General features: G+C 33.2%; 20 protein-coding genes. 11 read left to right on the forward strand and 9 right to left on the reverse strand.

The window, feature by feature from the left end; all coding sequences use genetic code 11:
• The first annotated feature begins 104 nt into the window (after positions 1 to 104).
• Positions 105 to 944, forward strand: coding sequence for an SDR family oxidoreductase (locus tag AC1RRU_RS04295; protein ID WP_011274671.1), 840 nt, complete (start codon positions 105 to 107; stop codon positions 942 to 944).
• Between the two features lie 70 nt (positions 945 to 1,014).
• On the opposite strand, the gene AC1RRU_RS04300 is transcribed toward AC1RRU_RS04295, so the two are convergent.
• Entirely contained in the window at positions 1,015 to 1,374 is a 360-nt protein-coding gene (locus AC1RRU_RS04300; protein ID WP_011274672.1) for a DoxX family protein, read from the reverse strand.
• 18 nt (positions 1,375 to 1,392) lie between these two features.
• Complete coding sequence (locus tag AC1RRU_RS04305; RefSeq protein WP_029376612.1) at positions 1,393 to 2,445, reverse strand: LLM class flavin-dependent oxidoreductase; 1,053 nt, start codon at positions 2,443 to 2,445, stop codon at positions 1,393 to 1,395.
• 234 nt (positions 2,446 to 2,679) lie between these two features.
• On the opposite strand from AC1RRU_RS04305, the gene AC1RRU_RS04310 reads away from it, so the two are divergent.
• A complete protein-coding gene (locus AC1RRU_RS04310; RefSeq protein WP_029376613.1) occupies positions 2,680 to 3,858 on the forward strand; it encodes an MFS transporter in 1,179 nt (392 codons plus the stop codon).
• Positions 3,859 to 3,914: 56 nt separating this feature from the next.
• Complete coding sequence (locus AC1RRU_RS04315; protein ID WP_011274675.1) at positions 3,915 to 4,088, forward strand: hypothetical protein; 174 nt, start codon at positions 3,915 to 3,917, stop codon at positions 4,086 to 4,088.
• Between the two features lie 40 nt (positions 4,089 to 4,128).
• On the opposite strand, the gene AC1RRU_RS04320 is transcribed toward AC1RRU_RS04315, so the two are convergent.
• The 4 genes from AC1RRU_RS04320 to AC1RRU_RS04335 form a co-directional block, all read right to left on the reverse strand.
• Positions 4,129 to 4,698 (reverse strand): TetR/AcrR family transcriptional regulator, encoded by a 570-nt coding sequence (locus AC1RRU_RS04320; protein ID WP_053023273.1) that lies wholly within the window; start codon positions 4,696 to 4,698, stop codon positions 4,129 to 4,131.
• Between the two features lie 343 nt (positions 4,699 to 5,041).
• Positions 5,042 to 5,986 carry a glycine betaine ABC transporter substrate-binding protein gene (locus tag AC1RRU_RS04325; RefSeq protein WP_011274677.1) on the reverse strand — a complete coding sequence of 315 codons (945 nt, stop codon included), beginning with the start codon at positions 5,984 to 5,986 and terminating at the stop codon, positions 5,042 to 5,044.
• A gap of 23 nt (positions 5,987 to 6,009) precedes the next feature.
• Positions 6,010 to 8,679 (reverse strand): MMPL family transporter, encoded by a 2,670-nt coding sequence (locus AC1RRU_RS04330; RefSeq protein WP_016930619.1) that lies wholly within the window; start codon positions 8,677 to 8,679, stop codon positions 6,010 to 6,012.
• A gap of 799 nt (positions 8,680 to 9,478) precedes the next feature.
• Positions 9,479 to 10,351: a LysR family transcriptional regulator gene (locus tag AC1RRU_RS04335; RefSeq protein ID WP_016930620.1), complete on the reverse strand. Its 873-nt coding sequence runs from the start codon at positions 10,349 to 10,351 to the stop codon at positions 9,479 to 9,481.
• 151 nt (positions 10,352 to 10,502) lie between these two features.
• Between AC1RRU_RS04335 and AC1RRU_RS04340 the strand changes: the two genes are divergently transcribed.
• The 4 genes from AC1RRU_RS04340 (at position 10,503) to AC1RRU_RS04355 (ending at position 17,027) form a co-directional block, all read left to right on the forward strand.
• Entirely contained in the window at positions 10,503 to 11,114 is a 612-nt protein-coding gene (locus tag AC1RRU_RS04340) for a metallophosphoesterase (protein WP_016930621.1), read from the forward strand.
• A 116-nt stretch (positions 11,115 to 11,230) separates the two neighbouring features.
• Entirely contained in the window at positions 11,231 to 13,324 is a 2,094-nt protein-coding gene (locus tag AC1RRU_RS04345) for a hypothetical protein (protein WP_016930622.1), read from the forward strand.
• A 364-nt stretch (positions 13,325 to 13,688) separates the two neighbouring features.
• The gene (locus AC1RRU_RS04350) at positions 13,689 to 15,263 is read left to right on the forward strand and encodes a YfcC family protein (RefSeq protein WP_011274683.1); all 1,575 of its coding nucleotides are present in this window, start codon (positions 13,689 to 13,691) and stop codon (positions 15,261 to 15,263) included.
• A 225-nt stretch (positions 15,264 to 15,488) separates the two neighbouring features.
• The gene (locus AC1RRU_RS04355; protein WP_011274684.1) at positions 15,489 to 17,027 is read left to right on the forward strand and encodes a PTS transporter subunit EIIC; all 1,539 of its coding nucleotides are present in this window, start codon (positions 15,489 to 15,491) and stop codon (positions 17,025 to 17,027) included.
• A 120-nt stretch (positions 17,028 to 17,147) separates the two neighbouring features.
• Here the strand turns inward: AC1RRU_RS04355 and AC1RRU_RS04360 are convergent, their stop codons facing one another.
• Positions 17,148 to 19,310 (reverse strand): amidase domain-containing protein, encoded by a 2,163-nt coding sequence (locus AC1RRU_RS04360; protein ID WP_070663209.1) that lies wholly within the window; start codon positions 19,308 to 19,310, stop codon positions 17,148 to 17,150.
• Between the two features lie 209 nt (positions 19,311 to 19,519).
• On the opposite strand from AC1RRU_RS04360, the gene AC1RRU_RS04365 reads away from it, so the two are divergent.
• Complete coding sequence (locus AC1RRU_RS04365) at positions 19,520 to 22,336, forward strand: YhgE/Pip domain-containing protein (protein ID WP_011274686.1); 2,817 nt, start codon at positions 19,520 to 19,522, stop codon at positions 22,334 to 22,336.
• A gap of 93 nt (positions 22,337 to 22,429) precedes the next feature.
• Here the strand turns inward: AC1RRU_RS04365 and AC1RRU_RS04370 are convergent, their stop codons facing one another.
• Positions 22,430 to 22,951, reverse strand: a complete 522-nt coding sequence (locus AC1RRU_RS04370; RefSeq protein WP_016930625.1) for a hypothetical protein — start codon at positions 22,949 to 22,951, stop codon at positions 22,430 to 22,432.
• 201 nt (positions 22,952 to 23,152) lie between these two features.
• On the opposite strand from AC1RRU_RS04370, the gene isaB (AC1RRU_RS04375) reads away from it, so the two are divergent.
• Entirely contained in the window at positions 23,153 to 23,683 is a 531-nt protein-coding gene (gene isaB / locus AC1RRU_RS04375; RefSeq protein WP_011274688.1) for an immunodominant staphylococcal antigen IsaB family protein, read from the forward strand.
• Positions 23,684 to 23,793: 110 nt separating this feature from the next.
• Here the strand turns inward: isaB (AC1RRU_RS04375) and AC1RRU_RS04380 are convergent, their stop codons facing one another.
• Positions 23,794 to 24,207 (reverse strand): YolD-like family protein, encoded by a 414-nt coding sequence (locus tag AC1RRU_RS04380; RefSeq protein ID WP_011274690.1) that lies wholly within the window; start codon positions 24,205 to 24,207, stop codon positions 23,794 to 23,796.
• 385 nt (positions 24,208 to 24,592) lie between these two features.
• Here AC1RRU_RS04380 and isaB (AC1RRU_RS04385) point away from each other — a divergent pair, with 385 nt between their 5' ends.
• Complete coding sequence (isaB, locus tag AC1RRU_RS04385; RefSeq protein ID WP_041615066.1) at positions 24,593 to 25,168, forward strand: immunodominant staphylococcal antigen IsaB family protein; 576 nt, start codon at positions 24,593 to 24,595, stop codon at positions 25,166 to 25,168.
• Positions 25,169 to 25,354: 186 nt separating this feature from the next.
• Positions 25,355 to 25,819 carry an arginine repressor gene (locus AC1RRU_RS04390; RefSeq protein ID WP_016930627.1) on the forward strand — a complete coding sequence of 155 codons (465 nt, stop codon included), beginning with the start codon at positions 25,355 to 25,357 and terminating at the stop codon, positions 25,817 to 25,819.
• Positions 25,820 to 26,134: the final 315 nt, after the last annotated feature.

A 26,134-nucleotide genomic window follows, 5' to 3' on the forward strand; every position in this document is an offset into this window, starting at 1 on the left:
TATAGTTATTTCAAATCATCCTCACATAAACGCATATCCAGACAAATTTGGGCAATACAGTACTATAGAAAGTAATTAAATTATAAAAGAAAGAAACGATAGTAATGACAGTTTTACTGACAGGCGCGACCGGACATCTTGGGTCACATATCACTGAACATGCAATTAAAGAACAGGTGCCTGATTTTAATATTGGGATACGTAATCCAGATAAAATGCCATCACACTGGAAAGATAAAGTAGGCGTTAGAGAATTAGATTATTTTAATGAGGAAAGTATGGTTCGTGCTTTCAAAGGTATTGATACGGTTATATTTATTCCGAGTATTATTCATCCGTCATTTAAACGACTCCCAGAAGTGGAGAATTTAGTCAGTGCAGCTCATAAAGTACATGTCTCACACATTATGTTTATTGGATACTATGCAGATCAACATAATAATCCTTTCCATATGAGTCCATACTTTGGCTACGCTGAACGTTTACTTGCATCTAGTGGTCTTAAATATACTTATGTCAGAATGGCGATGTATATGGATCCATTGAAACCTTATTTACCAGAACTTGCAGATATGCAGAAACTCATTTATCCAGCGGGTGAGGGTCGTATTAATTATATTTCTAGAGATGATATTGCTAGAGGTATCGTAGCATTATTACAACAACCAGATAAATTTGGACACAGATACTTACTATCTGGCTATAGTTATTCTATGACAGAATTAGCAGCAATCTTGTCTGAAGCAGCAGGTTCTAAGATTGAATATAGTCCTGTTTCTTTGGAAAAGTTCTCAGAAATGTATGATGAACCTAAAGGGTTTGGTGCATTGCTTGCATCAATGTACGAAGCAGGTGCAAGAGGGTTACTTGATCAACATTCAAATGATTTTGAACAATTAGTGCATGATAAACCACAAACTTTCCCAGAATTTTTAAAAAAATGAACAATAAAAAATAGGACGTGTGATGATAGTCATCGCACGTCCTACTCTTATATTATAAAGTTTAACGATATTATTTGTTATCGCAATCGAAAGTATCAGCAAAGCTTAATGCAGCTAAACCTAATAAGTCTAAAGCGTGTTGAGCGCCTTCTTTACCATGTCCAGCTTCAAAGTGTTTGTAAGCAGCAACGCTTAATACACCGAAAGTAGCAATTGAACCTAAACGAGATAAGTTTTTGTTTAAGAAACTAGCAGCATAAAAAGCAGCGGCAGCAACTTCTACAGTACCAGCTAATTTAACTGAGCTTTCTGGTAAACCGAATACATTTTGGAATGTATCGATCATACCTTGATCACCTTTTAATTTAGGTTTTGAAGCAGTGTATAATTCTTTAGCAAGTTTTAAGTTTGCAGCATAACGTAAAATCATAATTTAAAAATCTCCTTTTTATTTGTTTTCAAAGTATTTGTCAACAATAGGTTTAACGCGCTCGCCAAATAGACGGATTGATTTCATTACATACTCATGAGGCATTGAGCCTACAGGTGTATGAATCATAAAGCGGTTAAGACCTAACGTTTCAACAGTTTCAATAATTTTTTGGGCAACCGTCTCAGGACTACCCAGATAGATTGCGCCTTGACTTCCTACTTCTCTTTCAAACATATTCTCGTCAAAGCTAGGCCATCCACGTTCACGACCTAAAATATCATGGTGTGCTTTTAAAGAAGGGAAGAATTCTTTCTTAGCGTCCTCGTCTGTTTCAGCGATGTACCCCCATGAGTGTACCGATACGGATAATTCGTCTGGATTATGACCGTAAGATTCTGCGACAGATTTATAAATCTCAATATTGCGTGTAAATCGTCTAGGATTACCACCAATAATCGCATACGTTATTGGTAACCCAAAGGCACCTGCTCTTAATGATGATTCAGGTGTACCACCAGTTGCAATGGAAATAGGTAACTTACCATGTTCGACACGTGGATAAATACCTGTTGAGTCGAAACTTGGACGTAATTTACCATCCCAACTTACAACTTCATGTTCGTTGATTTTTAGTAATAATTGCAGCTTTTCATTAAATAAGTCTTCGTAGTCATTTAAATTATAACCGAATAATGGGAAAGATTCGATGAATGACGCTCGTCCAATCATAATTTCAGCACGTCCATTAGATACTGCGTCTAATGTCGCATATCGTTGATACACACGTACTGGGTCATCTGATGATAACACAGTTACTGCAGATGACAATTTAATATGCTCAGTACGTGATGCTGCAGCAGCAAGTACGGTCACTGGATCTGATACAGCATAATCAGGACGATGATGTTCACCTAATCCATATATATCTAATCCTAATTGATCAGCTAGTTCAATTTCTTCTACAATATCGCGAATTCTCTGAGCATTTGAAACAGCAGCTTGTGTACCATCAGGCATAACCATATCACCATTATCTGCAAATGAAGTCAATCCTAATTCTATTTTCAACACGTCACCTCCATTGGTATAAATTTTATACTAGAATTGTAGTCCTTATTTTAGGATTAGTCAATAGAAATGTTTCGAATTAGAGATTTTTTATTTTAAAAAGCGAATATGTGATTTTTAAATGAAAGAACTTTAAAAGTATTTTGTCAATTTCAAGTAGTCTTTTGAAAAATAAGTGAAAGTGTCATAATAGAAATGTTGTAGAAAATAGAAAGAAGGGAGAAGCAAATGTCTATCCAAAAAACAATGAATTACAACAAAATAACAACCATATTCTTTATTGCAGGAATTATAGTAATGAGCAGTTTATATACGGCAATTCCATTAACTGCAGAGTTTGCTAAAGACTTCAAAATTCCACAATCAATTGCAACTTTAAATGGTGTTGCATTTTCCGTTACATATTCAGTAAGTTGTTTGTTTTATGGGACTATTTCAGAAAAATATGGGAGAATTCGCACCATATTATTTGGGATATGTGGGCTTGTAATGATTTGTATGGTTATGGGTTTTGTACATTCTTTCGCGATACTGGTCGTTTTAAGAGCGATACAAGGTATATTTGCTGCTGCCTTTTCACCAGTATCTATCACATACGTGACAGAAACTTATTCACCGGTCAAACGTATGACTGCGATTAGTTTCATTAGTACGAGTTTCATGTTATCAGGGATTATTGGTCAAAATTTAAGTGAGATCATAGTAGGTTTTTCAAATTGGCATATGGTTTATTTCACTTTAACGGTGCTATATATCATCTTAGCTTTCGTAATTCATAGACAAATTCCTGAAAGTCCAGTGAAGAATCCCGACATTCAATTACTTAAATTCTTTAATAATTTTAGTGATTTTAAAACGAATAAAGCCGTGCTCTTGTGCTATGGGGTGTCGCTCACATTGTTAACTATGTTTATTAGTATGTATACAGTGTTTAATCATTACGTCACTTCCGATACCATTGGTGGGGATGAAACAACTGCGATTAATGCTAAACTGTTTGGTATTATTGGTATGTTGTTGTCTCTAATTGCAGGACGAATCAGTGATCTCATAGGTGTTAAAAATCTTATTTTAAGTGCATTAGTTGTGAGTACAGTAGCACTTATCTTAATGTCTGTAACAACAAACATCGTGTTATTAATTATTTGGAGTGTGCTATTTGTAAGTGGTATCGCCTTCGCAATTCCATCAACAATTTCTAAAGTAGGCTTAACTGTTCGAGGTAACCAAGGGTTCTTCTTATCAGTAAACACATTTGTTTTATTCTTAGGTACTGCGATTGCACCTATTCTAAGCATTGTCCTAAATACGATTTCAAGTTTCACAGTACAATTTAACATTATAGCTGTGATTGGTATTATCGCTATTATGATTGCACTATGCATGCCACGTAGAAAATATGAATTGAGGTAACCAATTTCTAATTAAATTTAGTGAATTAGGTTATAACATAATAAAAGGTGATATCAGTGGATAAATCATTAATGATTTCAAATGCATTAAATCTTATTTTGATGATAGTACTCATTATATTTAATATGGTTAATATAGGTGTTTGGCCAATGGTCATTCTGGCACTATTAATCGTAGCTAATAGTATTTTTATGGTTTATAAAACAGTAGACGCTAAAAAACGCAAATGACAAAAAAGCAATCTCACTCTTAATTTATGTGAGATTGCTTTTATTTATCATAACAATATAATGACGTTTCAAGCACATTATTTAATGTTTCAAACACTTCTTCAACGGTATAGTTATAGTCATTTTCTACCCAACGTCGTAGTACTTCTATTACGCCACTACTGTAAAAATCAGCTACAATTTCAGGATGCTTACTTTCTCTAATCTTTTGCGCTAATGGGTCACGCTTACGAGTTGAGTTATTTAACATCATTTCGCGACTCACATTTGTTAAACTTCTAAACACATCCGCCTGTCGAGACGAAACTAATAAATGTTTGAAAATCTTTTTATTATTACCAATGTAATAAATAAAGTCTTCAAATGATTCAGGGGTTGTAATGTCTGCTGATGTGTCACCTTTAGCTATAATGTGTTGTGTAATAAAGTCAGGTAAAGTGTAGAGTAATTCATATTTATCTTGGAAGTATCTGTAGAACGTACTGCGGTTGATTTCTGCAATATCACATATTTTTTGAACCGTGATTTCATCAAAATGATAGTCATGTAAAAGTATAAACACTGTTTCATGAATATGTTTAATCATACGTTTTTGATTTGCTGACGGCATTATCTGATTCTCCTATATATTTAATCTAGTCAGATAGCCTGACGTAATAAGAGTAATTTATCACAATAAAATTGATTTTTCCAAACATAACAACTGATACTACGTTTAAATTTAGTTACAAAAAAAGAGTAATTAAGTTATCTGAAACGTTTAATACTATAAGAACGATATAAAAAAGTGGGAGCGAAACTGAGTTTAGTTTCACTCCCACGTAATAATAGCTACGGTTGAGAAGAGTTAAGCGCCTTTTCAACTCGGTTTGCTACTGTAAATTTGCATTATGAGTTTTAAATATGCTACACCAAACGAGCATATTCTTTATTTGTCTTTCCTAACTATGCAATTAGTTAGTCTCAATACCTTCTAACCATTCATCTACTTTATTATCATTATCATCAACATAGTCTTTAGCTACTTGTTCTGGATTTTTGTTATCAACAAAGATTTTTTTAGCTAATTTGTCTTCGTCAGATTTACTCCAATCATCTGCCATACGTGTTGCAATTGTATATGCAGCTGGATGTGCTTCTTTAAAGTCTTTGTTAAATACTAAGTCAATGTGTTGATTATTATTACCATAAATGTTGTCTGGATCTTTCAACATTTTAACGTCTAATTCTTTAGAGAACCAGCTAGGTTCCATTGCTGTGAAGACGATAGGTTCTTGTTGTTTAAAAGCAGATTGAATTTTCTTGAATTGGTCTTGGTCAGAACTTTCTTTCAAGCTATATTTATCCAAGTTGTCACTATCAAGTTCATCTTTAGTTTCTTGCATAACACCATTACGTGCGTCTGTTCCTTGAATTGTCCAATCTACAGATTTTCCGAAGTCACTATTTTTTAAGTCACTAATTGAGTCGACATCTTGCACGTACTTAGGTACGGCTAAACCTACTTTTGCGTTATCAATTAAATGTTTATCATCATAAATTGTTAATTTACTTTTGAACTTATCGTAGTAACTTTTATCAGTAGTAGGGAAGATACCTGATGCATGGAATGAATCAGAGTTCTCTGATACAGCAGCGTATAATGGGCCACTTGCTGTTACTGGTGTAGTTGTTACATCATAACCTGCTTTTTTCAATACTTCTGCTATAACTAGTGAACGTGGTGTTGAATTATCACTCGCGATATAAGGTATTTCGATTTCTTTATTACCAAGTGATGTTTGACTATCGTCTGATGAACCACTACCGCTACCACTATTACCACAAGCACTTAGCACTATGGCTAAGGCAAGTGTGGCTAGTAGTCCTAAGAATTTCGAACTACGTCGTTTTAACATAACGTGTTTCCTCCTTTTTAATATTAGTCTCTAAGTTCGTCATCATGACGATGTTGAGATGATCGGTTATATCTATCGTAAACACCTTTGTTGTTTTCACGAGCGTATAACATTAATGCTTTGAATAATACATCTTGATCAATATTGCTATCAGTTAATTCTTTGTATAAGTTTGTTGTTTTATCGAAATTTGAATCATGATAATCATGGTTATCATTGTGTTGAACATGATTGCTATGACGATAATCATTGTTTCTATCGTAATTGTCTTGATAGTGTCGATCATTATAATTACGTTCATCATAATGAGTATGGTCGCCATTTTGAGTATAAAGTGATTCATAGTCTATATCATCACGTTGATTATCATAATGATGTTGGCGATGATGATTATCTAAATGCACAGAACGGTTATAATCTTCGTCATTATAATTGCGATTGTGGTTACGTTTGTCATTTTGATAAACATAGTTATCTTTGTCTTGTCTAGCGTATTCATTATTTTTATCGTTGACATGACCTTTTTCAGAATATGTGTCGTGATGATTATCTTCTTCTAAAGCTTTACCTTCAACGTCAACGTTTGGCAATACTGCACCTAACCATTTAGGAAGGTACCATGAAGCTTTACCAAAGAGTTTCGTCAATGCTGGAATTAATGTCATACGTACGACGAATGCGTCGAATAACACACCGAAACCTAATGCGATACCCATTGACTTAATTGCACTGTCATCTTGGAAGACGAATGCGATGAATACACTGAACATAATAAGTGCAGCAGCTACGATAACAGGTCCACTTTCTTTGATACCTACACGGATTGAATGATCATTGTCGCCAGTCTTACTGTATTCTTCATGTACACGTGTCATTAAGAAGAGCTCGTAGTCGATGGCAAGTCCGAATAACAATCCAATTGTGATTACTGGAAGGAATGCAAGTAATGGTCCTGTGTTTTCAATACCAAATAAGCTACCCATAAAGCCATGTTGAATGACTAATGTTGTGAAACCTAATGTAGCCATTAATGAAAGGATAAATCCTAGTACTGCTTTTAATGGAACTAAGATTGAACGGAACACAATCATTAATAAGAAGAATGCTAATACAACGATAACGCCTGCAAATACTGGAATAGCGTTGTTTAGTTTTTCTGACATATCGATGTTAATAACACTTTGTCCTGAAATTTCAGTGTCATAGTCATATTTTTCTTGCGCTTGGCTATGATAATCACGTAAATCATATACTAGATTTTCTGTTGACTGTGAGTTCGGTCCTTTTTCAGGAATGATTGTGAATAATGCGTAATTGTTGTTGTCAGTTAGTTGTGCTTTTGAAACTGTATCAACATTATCAATGTCTTCTAAATCGCTACGCATATTATTTAAGTCACGTTCGATAGTACTTTTACTTCCACCATCTTTTGTATTAACTAACATGACAATTTGTCCGTTATAACCTTCGCCAAAATTATCTGAGATTAATTTATATGCTTTGTATTCTGATGAGTCAGTTGGTTTTAAACTATCATCTGGAATACCTAAACGCATGCCACTGACTGGTATAGCAGCTAAAATTAAAATAATTAAACTTACAATAACAGCGATAACTGGCTTACCAACAATAAATTTTGCCCAAGGATGATCTTTAGGGTCCTTACTTTTAGATGGTTTATCTTTAATCTTAATACTTTTATGGAAGATACTGATTAGGGCAGGTAATAGTGTTAATGCTGCTAATACTGCAAATAACACACTAATCGCTGAAGCGAATCCCATAACCGCTAAGAAGTCGATTCCTACAAGTGATAAACCACAAACAGCAATCATAACTGTAAGACCAGCGAATATTACAGCACTACCTGCTGTACCCACTGCTGTTGCGATAGCTTCTACAGTATCGACACCTTTTTTCTTAAGTTCCTTAAATCTAAATAGAATAAAGAGTGAGTAGTCAATACCAACAGCTAAACCTATCATTACAGCTAGTGTAAGAGTGAAGTTTGGAATATCAAAGATATATGTTAATAATGCGATGATACCAACACTTGAACCTAAACCGATGATTGCACTAATAATTGGCATACCAGCTGCGATAAGTGAACCAAAGGTAATAAGTAAGATTACGAATGCTACGACGATACCGACAATTTCTGATGTACCACCAGGTTCAGCATTCATAGCGCCACCTTGAGTTTTTTCAATTTGCACATTGTGGTTGTCAGTTACATCTTTTAATTCTTTGTCGATGATATGTTTAGAAGAATCTTTTAATCCAGTTTGTGGAACTACATAACTTACGTTAGCGATAGCAGTATCGCCTTCATCATTAACTTGACCACTGTCATATGGATTAGAGATATTTTGGATATAATCATCATTTTGTCTGATATTGTCTAAAGCATCTTCAATATCTTTCTTCGTATCTTTATTATTGAGTCCATCATTCTTATTAGAATGGAAGACTATTTTCATCGAGGCTTTCTCGCTGTCCTGATGAAATTCTTTACTGATTTTATCGTTTGTGTCTAATGACTTAAGGCCATTCATAGTTATGTCACTGTCAAACTTCGGTGAGTTTATCATTAATGGCGTGATAATGACACCTAGTATAACAAGCCATCCTATAACACTTAGCCATTTGTTCTTAGCTATAAATTTTCCTAGTTTGTATAATAGCTTTGCCAAGACATTTCCCCCTATTTCATTAATTTATATCGCTTAAAGTATGGGTAGTGTGTTGATGATTTGTGAGCAATTACATTAAATCGATACCTCAAATTAAGCATATTTAAAATGTTACATTTGATAATGTAACAAGTTCTACCCACGTTCGGTACCATTAAAAGTTTTACGTCGTTGGAAAATGCAACACTTTGGAAAAATTGTTGGTGAAAATAGCGTGTATTAAGAGGATATATAAGAAAACAGGTAACCTCGTGATGATGGTATACCTGAAAATAATTTGGTATGTAGACTTGCGATGTAGTTAGTTCATTAAATAAAACAGGAGAAGTAATGCGCCTATTAAGACAAAAATTACGCCAGGAATATAAATTTTTTCTCTGAGGTCAATGTTACGTTGGTATGCAACAAATCTACTAATACCGATTAAAATTAGACCAAAAAGTAATAAAATGATGGAAAGAACGAGCATTAACCGTACCTCCTAATCAAAAAAGTACAAATAGTAAATTGATTAATATGTATATCTTTCTTTCAAATCTATTATATTATGTAAGCGTATTTTTTTATAGCGATTTATTAATATATTGTAAAATTGTTATAACTTTTTGGAATGTTTATTAACAAAATTTATACATTCTTAATATTTTATAAAGGTAATAATAAACTGACTTTTCAAACTATACGTATTTGAATTATTTTGAGAAAAGAAACAGAAAGCAACTGTAGAAGGGCGGATAGTATTAAAGAGCAATCATGTTAATAAATATTTAATCAACGTGATTGCTCAAATTTGCAGGAACTATTTAGTGTTATATATTAATGTGATGAAATCTTGGATAATAGAAGTGAGATGTCTATCATTACGGTATATGAGTGAGATGTAACTTGTGGTTGGGGCATTAGGCAAAGTCTTACTAATAATGCTTGAATGATGACTTATAGCATTTTCACTGACTAAACTTAAGTAATTTGAATCTTTTATTGTTGTAAGGATACTGCTAATACTATTGGTTTCCATGTGAACGTCTAAGTTGATAAAGTTCTTGTTACGCCATTCGTCTATACTGTCTCGAGTTGCTCCGCTATTATGAATGATAAAACGGTAACTACTAATATCTTCTAAAGTAAGATGATCTTTTTGAGCAAGTGGGTGACGTTTGTCCATAGCAAGCACTAATGGATTCTCATGAAGACGTTTAACTTGTAGTTCCCCCTCGTTAAACCCTTTCTCAGCTATGACAGCAATATCAATCTTACGGTTTTTAACTTTCTCGATAATAAGTGGCGCAGTATCTACTGTTAAGTTAATATTTATATTTGGATGTTCATGCATATAGTTTTTAAATGTTGATGGTAAAATGCTATAGATCGGAGCGTGACTCGCACCAATTCTTAAAGTTCCTCGTTTAGATTGTTTGAAATCTTCCATCATATCTGTTGTTTCTTCTATTAAATTAAGCATTTTATTCGCATTCCGATAGAGTAATTCACCGGCTTCAGTGAGGTTGAAATGTTTACCTTTTTTGAAATACAGAGGTAATCCACATTCTTTGCTTAAGTTTTTTAAATGAAAAGTTACCGTTGGTTGTGTGATACCAAGTTTTTCAGCGACGGCGTTTTCGTTTTGTGCTTCAACGAAATGTTTAAAGATGAGTAATTGCTTTGTATTCATAAATTGATTTCCCCAAAATATATATTTTGTTTATACTATTTTCTATAATAAATAAAGAATTTTGAGGACACGTTAATAATTTGTTTAAAGTTAGTTAAACAGTGGTTTTATATTAATATGCAATAAGTCGTAGGTTAGGAGAGAAGGAAGTATGAAAGAAAGGATACTTGTGGTTTCTGATATTCACGGTCATCGGAAGGCACTCGTCACTCTTTTAAAGGCAGTTAATTTTAATGTGAGAAAAGATCAACTCGTTTTAATGGGAGATTATGTTAATAATGGACCCGATTCATTTGGGACTTTGAAGTTAGTGAAACGCTTAAAACGTCGAGGTGCACTTGCCTTGGCTGGCAATCATGAGATGCGTTGGTTAGAAAGTAAAGATAAAAAAATCAAACGCTGGCACAAATTTTTAAGAGAATTGTCGACAATCGAGGTCATAGATAATTACATATTTGCGCATGCTGGTATAGATACGTCTAAGCCTTTAAATAAACAGATTAAGGAATATACTACTGGTCATTATAACCATAATTTAAATAGAAACATCCCTAAAAATAAATATTTGATACATGGTCATATTCCTAATTATCGCTATGGGTTAAAAAATGATGAATTATATAAAAAGAAAAATATACTAGATATTGATACAGGTGCTGGTCATAATAAATTCTTATCTCTTATAGATTTAACTAATGCGTACCAATACTCTGTTAAGGTTACAGATACTAAAAAAATCAACACTAAACGTATAAAATTATAAAAATCTAAGACTGGTCAATGTTTGGAACCTTTAATTAATTTTCAAAAAATAGAAGTATAAGTTTTAAATTAAATGTTATATAATGAAGTGGAATATTAATAAAAAGGGTGACATGCATGAAGAAGCTTAGACAACATTCTAAATTTAATTCGTATTTAAAAGTGTCATGTTCAGTGTTGTTAATGAGTGGAACATTAGTGGGTTATGGATTTACCAAAGATGGATTTGCACAATCAAATGACCGCATTGACAACGTTTCAAGTGAAATGACATCTGTTCAAAATAAACTTGATAAAGCGATAGATAAAGCGAAAGCAAAAATTGACCGTTTGAAGTACCTACAAGCCACTGATATTAAGAGTTATAAAGAAGATATTGAAGATGCACGTAATCAGTCTGAAATTGATCAAATTTTAAGGGATGCACAGGAAGAAGACCGTATATCAAATGAGGAAAGTACTAAAGAAACTGGTGAAAAAGCAAGCACTTCAAATGAATCTTCACTCTCAACTGCTAAGCAATCATCAACGAATGAAGAAAATAAGCTAGATGAATTAGATAAAGTAATAGCCGATTTAGATTCTTTATCTGAAAAGGTTGATACCCATCAACAAAATGGCGATATGAAGTCGGAACAAGATTCCACAAATAATAATGAAAATAGCCAAATAAGTAGTGGACAATCAGCATCTTCTCAAAACAATAAGAATCAAATAAATGATAAAAATGATGATACCTCAATATTGGATGAAATGGATAATGTTAAAAATGACATAGAATCAACTAAAGAAAGTGCACATTCATCTGTAGAAGATATTCGAGATCAAACTGAATCATCCATTCAAGAGGACAATTCAACAAAATCGCATTCAAAAGATAATACTAATACTGCATCAGATAAAAGTATTCTAAATGGTATCAAACAGATAGATAAAGATGATGTAAGCCATAAGTCAAACAAGATTGATTCAAAAGAGGGTCATGTTGATGCATTAACTGACGAATTATCTGCTAATCAAAAAATTGACCAAGCCATTACAAAAGTTGAAAATCAACAAGATAACACATCGAAACGTTATAGTGACCATAAACTTGAGCAATTGAGACAGTTAGAACAACAAGTAAAGCAAAACAACAATTTGACTAATGAGCAAAAGCAAAATGTTGAAAAAGATATTAGAAATGTTCGACAAAATGTTAAAGCGAACCGAGATGAAATAAGCGGCCATTTAGAACAATCTTCAAATAAGCAAGCAACAGTCGAACAAATCTTAGGAAGTGTCTTTAGTAAAAACGAAGCTCAAAAGATAGCCAAGCAGATTAAAACTAACGGTCAGTCAGATAAGCAAATAACAGATCAAATGATGAAACATATCGACAACCTCAAAACGACAACAAGTGATGATATTTTGGCATCCATGTTTGATCAAGCGCCTGATAAAGAGGCTTTAATCAAAACATTGCTTTCAACACGTTTAGGAAATAATGAGGCATCACAAATAGCTAAACAGCTTGCTAAAGAGAACTTATCTAGCTCAGAATTAGTAAATCAAGTGAAGCAAAAAATTAACGCAAATCAAAAAATAACAGCTGATGATATTCTTAAAGACATACTTGATAAATCGTCAGACCCTAAACAAACCATCGAAACGTTATTAGCTACAAAGTTAAATCAAACACAAGCGAAGGCGTTGGCAGATCTTATTGCTAGAGCTCAAACGGATAAAGCTGATGCGTTAGATTTAGTGAAAAACGCATTAAACGGTACTGCTAGTGATTTATTACAGTTGCAAAATAAACTCGACACTGCAAAAAATAATTTGAGTTATATCTTAGATCCTATTACAAATAGACCTTCGCTATTTGATCGCATTAATGGTAGTGCATCAAGTTCTAACTCTCTTAATCAAGGGTCTCATTTACTAGATGGACTAACTGGTAGTAGTTTATTAGATGGTCTTAATTCAGGAGGAAGTCTGTTAGACAATATTGAAGATATTCCTAATCCTGTACAAGGATTATCATTAGGACAATTAGGCGATGATGATGGATTTTTAAGTGGTTTATTTGATGATGAAGGGAATCTATCTTTACCAAATACTGGGGAAGTAGTTAAAAAGTCTTGGTTACCAGTAACAGTGTTATTAGTGATTGCTGGGGGCACATTAATAGGGTTAGGTCGTCGTAAACAACAAAAAACAAAACAATAAATACAAACTTAAAGCGTGGATAACTGAGTAATCATTACTTACTTATGTTATCTACGCTTATTTTTTGGAAAAGAGGCTCAACATCGGTTAAGAAAGCGCTTGCACATTTTTTTGAAAATAGCAAGTGAATTTTGAGAAATTATTGGTAAAGTTATGTGAAATAATTATGGAATACTTAAAAATATTTACACTTTATTTAATATTCATATTGATTGTAAAGTGCATTAGACATACACTAATAGTGGAAAAAGAAATTGAGAAATTTTTCACAAAGTTGCTTAATTAACAAATTTTCACAAAATATACGTTTTAAATGTGTATAGCATTTTCATAGATAAAAAAATACTTGAAGGGGTTGAAAAGCATGACACACACTAACGAAGTTACTAATAGCACTAGCAAAGGACGGAAAAAACGATTCTCGCTTAAGATGCCTGGCGCATTTACAATTTTATTTATTTTAACTGTAATCGCTGTTATGGCAACGTGGATGATACCGGCTGGTGCATACTCTAAGTTATCTTATGATGGCGGTGCTCATGAATTTAAAATTGTCGATGCTCATAATAAATCAAAAACAGTCCCTGGAACACAAGAACAATTAGATAAATTAGGTGTAAAAATTGATGTAGACCAATTTAAATCAGGTGCCATCAATAAACCTATCTCAATTCCTGGAACATACGAACGATTAGAACAAAAACCTGCTGGACCAGATCAAATTACATCAAGCATGGTTAACGGTACAATTGAAGCAGTCGATGTAATGGTATTTATTTTAGTATTAGGTGGACTCATTGGTGTTGTACAAAAGAGTGGTTCATTTGAATCAGGACTTTTAGCACTTACTAAAAAAACTAAAGGTCATGAATTTTTACTTGTATTCATGGTATCAGTATTAATGGTACTAGGTGGTACGCTTTGTGGTATTGAAGAAGAAGCGGTAGCATTTTATCCAATACTCGTACCTATCTTTATCGCCATGGGATATGACTCAATTATCTGTGTTGGGGCAATCTTCCTAGCAAGTTCTGTAGGTAGTACATTCTCAACAGTTAACCCATTCTCAGTTGTTATCGCATCAAATGCAGCAGGTACAACATTCGTAGATGGTTTATATTGGAGAATTGTTGGCTTAATTGTGGCAACAATATTCACAGTAGGTTATTTATACTGGTACGCTAAAAAAATTAAAAAAGATCCTAAAGCATCTTACACATATGAAGATAAAACTAAATTTGAAAATCAATGGTCAGTTATTAACGATGATGGCGGAGAAAAACCATTTACACTACGCAAAAAAATCATTTTAATTTTATTCATCTTACCATTCCCAATCATGGTGTGGGGCGTTATGACACAAGGTTGGTGGTTCCCAATCATGGCCTCAATGTTCCTAGCATTTACAATTGTAATCATGTTAATGGTAGCATTAGGTAAAGATGGACTTGGCGAGAAAGTGGTCGTCGATGCATTTGTAGAAGGTGCATCAAGTTTGGTAGGGGTATCACTAATCATTGGTTTGGCACGTGGTATCAATATGATTATGAATGATGGATTAATCTCAGATACAATCTTGAACTTCAGTTCATCACTTGTACAAGGTGTAAGTGGACCGATCTTCATTGTAATATTGTTGATTATCTTCTTCTTCCTAGGTTTCATTATTCCATCATCTTCTGGTTTAGCAGTGCTTGCAATGCCAATCTTTGCACCACTTGCTGATACAGTAGGTATTCCTAGATTTGTTATCGTAACAGCATATCAATTTGGTCAATATGCAATGTTATTCTTAGCACCAACAGGATTGATAATGGCAACATTACAAATGCTAGACATGAAGTACTCTCACTGGTTGAAATTCGTATGGCCAGTCGTTGCCTTCGTATTCATCTTCGGTGGTGGCATGCTTGTCACTCAAGTATTAATTTATTCATAATAGAAGAATTAAATATTAGAACTGTCAACGGTGTCTACGACGCTGTTGGCAGTTTTTTAATAGGTATGGTCTTTAAATTCGAAAAATTTATGTATATTATTTTGAAAATGTTTTTCATTTTAGGTAATGATATTGATTAAAATTTTCTTTAGTATTATATTTCTATTTAAGAAAGCGTTGTCAGTACGAATATAGAGTGATTTTATTTCAAAGGAGGTAATAAAAATGAATAAATTATTTGAGAAAGCACAACAATTTGGGAAATCATTCATGTTACCAATTGCCATTTTACCAGCAGTAGGTCTATTACTTGGGATTGGTGGAGCATTGAGTAATCCTAATACTGTAAAAGCATATCCATTTTTAGATATTACATTACTACAAAACATATTTACGCTAATGTCTTCTGCTGGAAACATTGTTTTTCAAAATTTACCAGTAATATTTGCTATTGGTGTAGCTATAGGATTAGCACGTAGTGACAAAGGAACAGCAGGATTAGCAGCACTAATTGGCTTTTTGATAATGAATGCAACTATGAATGGAATGCTACAAATTACAGATGATTTAGCAAAAACAACAGAATTAGCTCAAAAAGGACAAAGTATGGTATTAGGCATCCAAACAATTGAGACGGGTGTGTTTGGTGGTATCGTAACAGGTATTTTAACAGCATATTTACATAATAAGTTTAATAAAATTGAATTACCTGCCTATTTGGGCTTCTTCAGTGGTTCTCGTTTTGTACCTATTATTACTGCAGTTAGCTCAATATTTCTAGGCGTAATTATGTTTTTTGTTTGGCCAACAGTACAGAGTTGGATTTTTAATGCCGGAGGATTAGTTGAAAAGACTGGAGCTATTGGAACATTCTTCTTTGGATTTATATTACGTCTATTAGGTCCTTTTGGATTGCATCATATTTTTTACTTACCATTTTGGCAAACAGGACTTGGGGGCTCATTAGAAGTAAATGGACATATGGTACGAGGTACTCAAAATATCTTTTTAGCCCAATTAGGTGATCCGAGTGTAACACATTACTTCTCTGGTATATCTAGATATATGTCTGGTCGATTTATTACGATGATGTTTGGGTTGTGCGGTGCAGCATTAGCTATTTACCATACAGCTAAGCCAGAGCATAAAAAAGTAGTTGGAGGATTAATGTTATCAGCTGCATTGACATCATTCCTAACAGGTATAACTGAACCATTAGAATTTTCATTTTTATTTGTTGCACCTGTTTTATATTTAATTCATGCTTTCTTAGATGGATTAGCATTTATGATGGCGGATATATTTAATATTACAGTAGGACAAACATTTAGTGGTGGATTCATTGACTATATATTATTCGGTGTACTACAAGGTAATTCTAAAACGAATTACTTATGGGTTTTACCAATTGGAATCGTTTGGTTCTGCTTATATTACATTATTTTTAGATTCTTAATTATTAAATTTAATTTCAAAACACCTGGACGTGAAGATAAAGAACAAATTGAAAGTGTTGAAGCTACGGAACGTGCTGATACTATTATCAAAGGTTTAGGTGGTGCTACTAATATTGAGGAAGTAGACTGTTGTGCTACTAGACTTAGAGTAACTTTAAAAGATGGATCATTATTAAGTAAAGATACTTTAATGACAACAGATGCTAAAGGTGTCATTATTCGAGGTAATGGTGCCCAAATTGTCTACGGACCACATGTTACAACAATTAAAAATGAAGTCGAAGAAGTTTTAGAGCAAAAATCATAAAAGATAAATCGGATAAACGCTTAATCTAATAAAAATAGGCAATTTCTATTGTAATAAAATAGAAATTGCCTTTTTGATCTATTATTTAAATTACTTTAATTAATCTAGCTCACATCAGCTTTATTTAGGTTCAATATAGTGTAAGTCTTCAGCTGTGCTTGCATCGATTGTACGATATGATACGATGCCTAAACCTTTTACATTAGATTCTGAGATGACGATAGAGCCATCTTTATTTACCTTTTCAACAAAGGCAACATGACCATATATATCATGCGCACCAGCTTGTCCTGCTTCAAAGACTACTGCGCTATGTGTAGACGGTGTTTGACTGACATCATAGTTATCACTTTCTGCACGATTATCCCAGTTATGGGCATCTCCCCAGTCGCTACCTACTTTCTTACCAAATTGTTGAACACGTTCGTATACATACCATGTACATTGACCTTGAGGATAAGGTGATGACGAATCTGTGATTTCAAATGATTTAAACTCACTACCTGAAGCATCTTCTCCACTAGATGTTTGTTTAGCATAGCGATCTAAATCTGGCATTTTTTTCTTATCAAAATCAGTTAAGTGATAGTGCTTGATTAAGCTATTTAATTTAGTGGCATAGTTAGGGTCTGTAGCATACGTACGGCTTAAATGTCGTGTCGCATCACGATAATCTATAGCTTCATGCTTCCAAGTAGGTTTATAAATTGTTGGATTACCGTCGATACCATTTTTAATTAAATCAGCATAATCTTCCAATGATGCTTTAGTACTTGGATATTTACGGAACCCAGCATTAATACTAAACATACTGTTGTCACTACCAGCTTCTAGCGTATTAAAGTTTACAGATTGTCCTTTATAACTACCTTTAATACCAAATAAATTATAATTAGGTGCTTGTGCTAAGGTACTGTTTCCTGAACTAGATTCAAGAATAGCTTGAGCAATCATTACTGAGGCATAAAGATCTTTATCTTGACCAATCTTATGTGCATCTTTAGCGATAGACTTAATAAAGTCACGCGTACCTTTATTTTCAACAACTGTTATATCGCCATCCGTTACGTCACTACCATTAAGTTGAGGTAATGTTTGGAACAGACTAGTTGAACGCGTATTATTTTGCTTAAAGTCATCTTCAAATGACTGTGCAGGTGTAGTTTTATGTTCAAGCTCCTTCTTAGTTGGCAACTGAGGGTTACTTGCTTTATTAGTGCTCTCTTTTGATTTTTCATCTTTAGATGTGTCTGATGCGTTATCCTTTTTAGATGATTCGAAATCTTGATGCGTCTTTTTAGCATCTTCACTGTATTTATCGAGCACAGTGTCTAAGGCAGATTCAGACAGACTATTACTATTAGAAGATGATGTTTTACTAGAATCATTGTTTGAGTCGGTGCTTGTGTCGTCATTATTTGATTGATGATCAGTGTCATCTGTATTATTACTTCCTTGGTTATCTTTATCATCATCTGTTTCATCTGAGACTAAATCATCAATGGCATCTAACGCTTTACTAACACTTGCATCGTCCTTATCTTGATTGGCAGTTGATTGTTGATTTGTATCTGTCTCATCTTGTTGTGAAGTCTTATCTGATTGGTTAGCTTGCTCACTACTTTGCTTTATGTCATTTTTGTCGCGATCCGTTATGTCAGAAGATGAAGCGCTATGTTCTGTTTGATCTTGGTCTTGTGCATCACTATCTTGCTCATTTGTAGAATGCGTGTCATCATCTGTTTCATTAGTGCTTGCGGGTTGCTCATAATCTGAAATATCACTATCGAAATTAAATAATGATGCAATTAAATGAGTTAGGCTAAATCCGTTTTGATATAAATCAGGATTTAAAAAGTTAGAAGCAGGTAAACCACTAGAATGAGTTGCGTCAAAGATTGGAGAAAGGGGTGTACGGTAAGTGTTATTTGTATCTTTATCACGCTTTTGATGACTGCGAGATACGCTTGTGTTGTCATCATCTTTCTCCTCTGATGACGTATTTGATGACTTAGACTTTTCTCGTTTTATCTTGTTCTTCGAATCTTCCTTAGTAGGTGCTTCAGAAGATGTGTTATCGGACTGAGTATCGTCTGGTTGAGATGCTTCATTAGTATTATTGTCATTTACATCTTCATTATGATTAGTCTGTTCTTCTTGTGTGCTAGATGATTTCATCTTATCATCTTCGTTTGTGTCTTCAGCATGTGCAATGCTAGTCGTAAATGTTGGCAATACTAGCGTTGTTGTTAAAAAGTAAATCATGAATTTATGCTTCGACATTACGCTCTTTTCCTCCTATCAAATTAACTATGGTGGTATGCGAATATATCAGAATTTGATATAATATTTATTATGATTTTTAGTTGATAAGTATCAACTAATTATTACTTTGCTCAATAAAAGTATTATACTAACTCTATAAAGAAAAAAACAATACTTAATATCATTTTGAGATAAAATCTTAATATTTCATTTTTAGGAGTGTGAAAATGAAAAACGCACTAAAATTATTTATAACGGACTTGAAGCGAGTTGCTAAGACGCCAGCAGTTTGGGTTATACTAACAGGACTTGCGATATTACCGTCTTTCTATGCTTGGTTCAACTTATGGGCTATGTGGGATCCTTATAGCCATACAGGTCATATCAAGGTTGCCGTTGTGAACGAGGACAAGGGTGACAAAGTTCGTGGCAAGAAAATTAATGTTGGTAATACATTAGAAGACAATCTTAAGAAAAACGATAAATTTGATTGGCAATTTGTTAGCCGGGAAAAGGCAGACCATGAAATTAAAATGGGTAAATATTATGCTGGCATATACATACCTAAAGAATTCTCGCATCAAATTACTGGCACATTAAGAAAGAAACCACAAAAAGCCGATATCGAATATAAAGTTAATCAAAAAATCAATGCCGTCGCACCGAAAATGACTGATACAGGGTCAACGGTCATCGTTGACGAAGCAAATAAACAGTTCAACGAAACCGTCACGAAAGCGTTACTACAAGAAGCGAACAAAGTGGGTATTCAACTTGAAGATGAAGTACCTACAATTAATAAAATAAAAAATGCAGTTTATGCGGCACATGACTCATTACCACAAATCAATAAAATTGCGGATCGTATTGAATATTTGAATGATCATCAGGATGATCTTGATAAATATGCAAATCAATTCCGTGCATTAGGTAATTACAAAGGCGATATTTTAGACGCCCAACAAAAGCTTAATGATGTGAATGCAGCCATTCCGTCACTTAACGAAAAGGCAAAACTCATCTTAGCACTTAATGAATATATGCCGAACATTGAGAAACTATTAGATGTAGCTTCTAATGATATACCGGCACAATTTCCTAAGATTAATAGAGGCGTGGATATTGCTAGTGAGGGGCTTGATTTAGCGAATACGCGTTTAAATGATGCACAAGGTTATCTTACATCTGCTCAGCAACGCGTAGGTGATTATCAAGAAGCGGCAGGGCGTGCTCAAGAAGTAAATAACCAAGCCAATAGTGCATTGCGTCAACAAAGTACGTCGGGACTTCCTCAATATCAAATTCAGAAGTTGAGCACAGATAGTAGCCAGGACACTGTGAATGATAATCAAATTGTCTCAAACAATGACGTGAAGTCTATGAATAGTGCGCTTGCAGAAGCATTATTAACACTTTCAAGTAATTCTGATAATCAAGCGAAAGCAACACAGTCAGACATTAAAGCCTTGAAAGATATATCTTATGGTGTTATTGGTTCTAATCGACCGACTGAATTTAATGACATGTTACGTAATTTAAAAACACGTCTTGAAAATAGCTCGAAAAGTAATCAACAATTGATAGACGTATTAAAAGAATTAGAAAAAAGAGAACATGTCGATTTATCGTCGCAAATTAAACAAGTTGAGAGTGCCAATAATCGTATCAGCGATTCATTACGTTCAACGAATCAACTCATTGATGCACTAAAAAATGGTAGTTCAGGTAAAGCAGAAGCAGTTAACGTATTGCGTTCGTTACCAGATTTAAATAAAGCGTTAGGTAACTATCGTGATTTCATTAAAAACGACTTAAACAATCGTTTGTTAGTTGTATCTAATCAAATTACACAAGAATTAAGCAAAGGTCAGAATACGTTATCAGACGTTCAATCTAAATTAAATACGATTAATCGTGTTATCATTGCTGGTCAGGATATAGTTACAGATGGACAGAATCGTATAGCTAACATTCAAAGTGAATTACCTGCTTTAGAACAAACCTATATTAATGCTATGCAAACTGCTCAGAAATATTTCCCTACAGTGAAAAAAGACGTAGCGAATGCAGCTGACTTTGTTCGTAATGATTTGCCAGATTTAGAGCAACAACTTGCGAATGCTACAGCAACAGTAAATACGAACTTACCGACATTGTTCAATAAGTATGACAATGCCGTTGATTTATTAAATCAAAATCAACCACGTGCGAAAGAAGCGTTAGCAAACGTAGCTAATTTCTCTGAAAACCGTTTGCCAGATATTGAAAAAGATTTAAACAAAGCGAATAAAATATTTAAAAAATTAGATGAAGATGATGCGGTAGATAAAGTGATTGATGCGTTGAAGAATGACTTGAAGAAACAAGCCGACGTGGTTGCGAATCCTATTCATAAGAAACAAGTAGATGTCTTCCCAGTTAAAGATTATGGTTCAGGTATGACACCATTCTATACGTCATTATCTATATGGGTAGGGGCATTATTACTAGTAAGTTTATTGTCTGTAGATAATAAACATGAAGCCTTGGAAGATGAGTTAACGAAACGTCAAATTTATTTAGGTAAAGGTGCTTTCTTTATAATGATGGGTATCATTCAAGCATTGATTGTAACGATTGGTGACTTGGTTATTTTGAAAGCGCAGGTTGAATCACCGACATTGTTTATCTTAGTCGCACTGTGTGGTGCTATTGTCTTTAATACGATTGTGTATACATGCGTGTCATTACTTGGAAACCCAGGTAAAGCTATTGCAATCATTTTACTAGTATTACAAATTGCTGGTGGTGGAGGAACATTCCCAGTTGTAACTGCACCTAAGTTCTTCCAAACGATTTCACCATATTTACCATTCACGTATGTGATAGATTCCTTACGTGAAACGGTAGGTGGCATTGTACCAGAAATTTTAATTACGAAAATGATTATCTTAATACTATTTGGACTAGGATTCTTTATTTTAGGCATCTTAGTCAAACCAGTCTTAGATCCAATTATGCGTAAAATTTCTAAACGCGTGGCTGAAAGTAAAGTAACTGAGTAGTTACGGAAACGATATTTGTACTATAAAAAGCATTCTAACCTTATAAATGGGCTAGAATGCTTTTTATGTGCTATATATTTATTGTTGCTATGTTTAATTTTTATCTTTAGAATCACTTGAATTACCAGAACTACTTGAACTTTGTGTTGAACTATTGTTAGTTGTCGTTTTATTCTGTGTGCTAGGTTGTGATGTTGATGGCTGTTGCGTAGAAGGTTGTTGTGTACTTGGTTGTTGTGTTGTTTGAGTTTCTTTAGTATTTTTTTCTGAAGTAGCACTTTCTGAACTCTTTTGTCTTGAACTGCTTTCTTTTGTTTTAGATTCTTGTGTTCGAGTTGTCGAGTTATTTTGTTGTGTAGAATAACTTTGTTGCGTGTTTACAGTGTTGTTTGACTTTGGTTCTGATTGTGCATTTTCTCCATTATTAGATGTAGTAGATTGCTCATCAGTTTGTTCTTCTTTCGTTTTATCTTTCTTCTCTTTTTTATCATGCTTCTCAGTTTTATGATCATCACTTGAATTTGATTGTTTAGTACCAGTTGCTGCAAAGAATATTGAAAAACCTAAAGCAACAACAAGTAATAAAATGACGATACCTGCCAATACTTTTTTCAAGGTGTATCCTCCGTCCTTAATTCATTTCTTTATCTTATTATAATAAAACTTCATAAAATAGATAGTATTTACACAATTTTATAATATTAAATTTTGTTTACTAAAATTTTTGATAAATAGGTCTTAAGTACAGTGAATGTTTGTATGTATTGTGCGATAATATAAATGAAGTGTAATTCTAATATAGAAAGAAGGACTAACATGAATAAAGTAGTTAAAACTATTGCCTCAACAACATTAGCATTTGGAACACTTTTAGGAGTGAGTAGCGCTGTATTACCAGTACAAGATACTGCTCATGCAGCAACGCAAACTAAAGGGTATTACTACTCTTATAATGGTTACGTTGATAAAGACGCTAAATTCTTAACAGACAAGAACTTTATTAACGCAATCAAACACGACAACATTAAATTTAATGGTATCAAACTTGCTAAAACAAATAGCACAACTGTAAAAGAAAAGTATAATCAGAAATTTACTGGCGTAACAAGCAATGGCAAAAAAGCGAATAAATTACAATTTATAGTTAAAGGCGATTTAACGTACAGTCAACTTAAAAAAGCTTATGGTAAAGATTTGAAAAAAGTAAAAGGCAACAATAATGTTAAAGGTAGCGGTATTTACGTTTATAAACCAAATAAAGATGGTTTAGCAACATCATTTGTTCTTAATAACAATAAAGTTGTAGAAGTAGATATTAGTTACGTAGGCTTTACAACAAGTAAATAATATTTAGAAGAGCGCATAAATGGGACTTCCTCATCTATGCGCTTTAATTTATCTCTAGTTAAAATAAAACTCATGTTTCAGTGATATGAGTCACTAATTACGCAACACACTTACTCTACATTACAAATAACCTCAAAATCGAGTTTCATCGTTTGTGAACCGTTCTCGTTACTAATTGTGATACAGCGATTTAGCGAGTCGATACGACGTATATACGCTGCAATTGATTGGATATAGCCATTTCTCCAATAACTAATCATTGCCAGTTGGTGCTGTGTGAATTTATATGTGAGCTGTCGATTGATATTTTCGAATTGATCATCTGACAATGAAGGCATGGCAATTTTATTCTGTTCCTCAATAAAATCATTCAATTGTTGATATTGTTCTGGCATTGTTGCAAAGGGAGCCCACTTCACCATGCCACGTCCTTGAGGAATGTTAGCGTCTAGATATTGTCTTGGTATTTTACGATAATCTGTTTCATATTTATACTCATCTGGCGCATTAGGATTTGGAATCATGTTAACCACCTCAAATTCATTATAGAACATATGTTCGCATTTTGGAAGTGGTTTTCTACAATATAAAGTAATTTTATATTTATTTTGGAAAAGTAAAAAAACTATATAAAAGAGCCATAAGTTTAACAAAGGGGAAGTAAACTTATGGCTATAGTTATTACATAATATAACTTTTTGTGAAGGAGTTAATGGGGATGTTACTCCTATATTTAGTATAACATAATTTATATAAAAAAATTATTTAACGATTTGTGAAATTTAATTTTGTGTAATTATAAACAACATTACATCAAATATTAAACACTTCTAATTAGTTAACCAAAATTGTATAACAATCAAGAATGGCGTATGATATGTTTAGTTATAAAGAAAGAAGGCTTCTAATTTGAGAAAAATTACAAAAACATTAGTCGCAACGACATTAGCACTAAGCACATTATTTGGTGTAGGTGTTACAAGTGCATTGACGGACACATCTATTGCACATGCTGAATCTAAAGCTACAACAAACACAACTCATTCTAAAGCGAATGCGACATCTGCATATTACAATTATAAAGGATATGCAGGTCAAGACGTATCTTTTGTATTAGATAAACATTTTAAAAATGCGGTAAAAGCTGAAAATGTTACATTCAATGGTATTAAATTGAAAGCAACAACATCATCTAAAAATGTGAAAAAATATGATCAATATTTTAGAAACGTTTCGAAAGATGGTAAAACAGCATCATTACTTGATTTAAACGTAACGGGTAAAATGACATTGGATCAATTAAATAAAACTTACGGTAAAGATTTACAAAAGGTAAATAACCAAAAGCATAATACAACAGGTATCTATTTCTACCAACCAAATTCAAAAGGAATGACGGTATGGTTTGATGTAGATAACGGTAAAGTTGATCGCGTGGTAATAGGTTATAGCACTGTAAAACAAGCTATGAAAGAATCAAAATAGCATAACTTGAAAGACACCTCAATAGTTGGATGATAAATCTTACTTTTGGGGCGTTTTTATGTAAATAATTAAATTTATAACAGATTTTATGAAATACCCCACACAAAGAAAGACAAAAAAATGATACGTTAAAAGTAAAACATAAATATAGCAGTAGGCTGTATAGGGATAGAGGGAGTTTATAATATGAAAAAGAATAAACGTCTAGATCTCATCGCAACGGTAGTTAAGAATAACCGATTTAACAAAAAGGAAGAGATTGCAGATTACATCGATACGCATTTCGGGGTGCGCTATAGCGTAACTACGATTTCAAGAGATTTGAAAGAATTAAAGATTTTTAAAGTTCCAGCTGTAAGTAATCAATCCTATTATAAGAAGTTAGATAATACGCAACAAATGGATGCTAAAACGAAACTGCTACATTATTATGACAGTGAAATTAAAAATATCATAATAAAAGATAGCTACATACTTATCAAAACATCTCCAGGATTTGCGCAATGCATTAATTATTTCATTGATCGAATGAATATTAATGAAATATTAGGGACAGTAGGTGGCAATGACACATTGATGGTACTAACTAATTCTGAAGAAATGGCTAAATATGTGCATTATAAATTATTTAATCATAAATATTCAAATTAATGTATAAAATATAATGTGGATTTACTTTTTTATATTATCTATAATAGAGTGTAACACACCTAAATTATAATGTTCATAACCTAAGTAGTTATATAATTGTAGATACAAATCACGGGTGTTTATAAATACAGAATAATGCATAAAAAACTTTTCTTAAAAATATTATCATACGAAAATAAATGGAATATACATAAAAAGCACCAAATGCCCAATGATTTTGTATATTCAATCACAAATATGCATTGAATAACCAGAAAGCATGAACTAGCACACGTTCATATTGTGAAAACAATCACATAAACTTTTTTGAAAGCG

The organism is Staphylococcus sp. GW821-FHT11H10 (assembly GCF_058807855.1).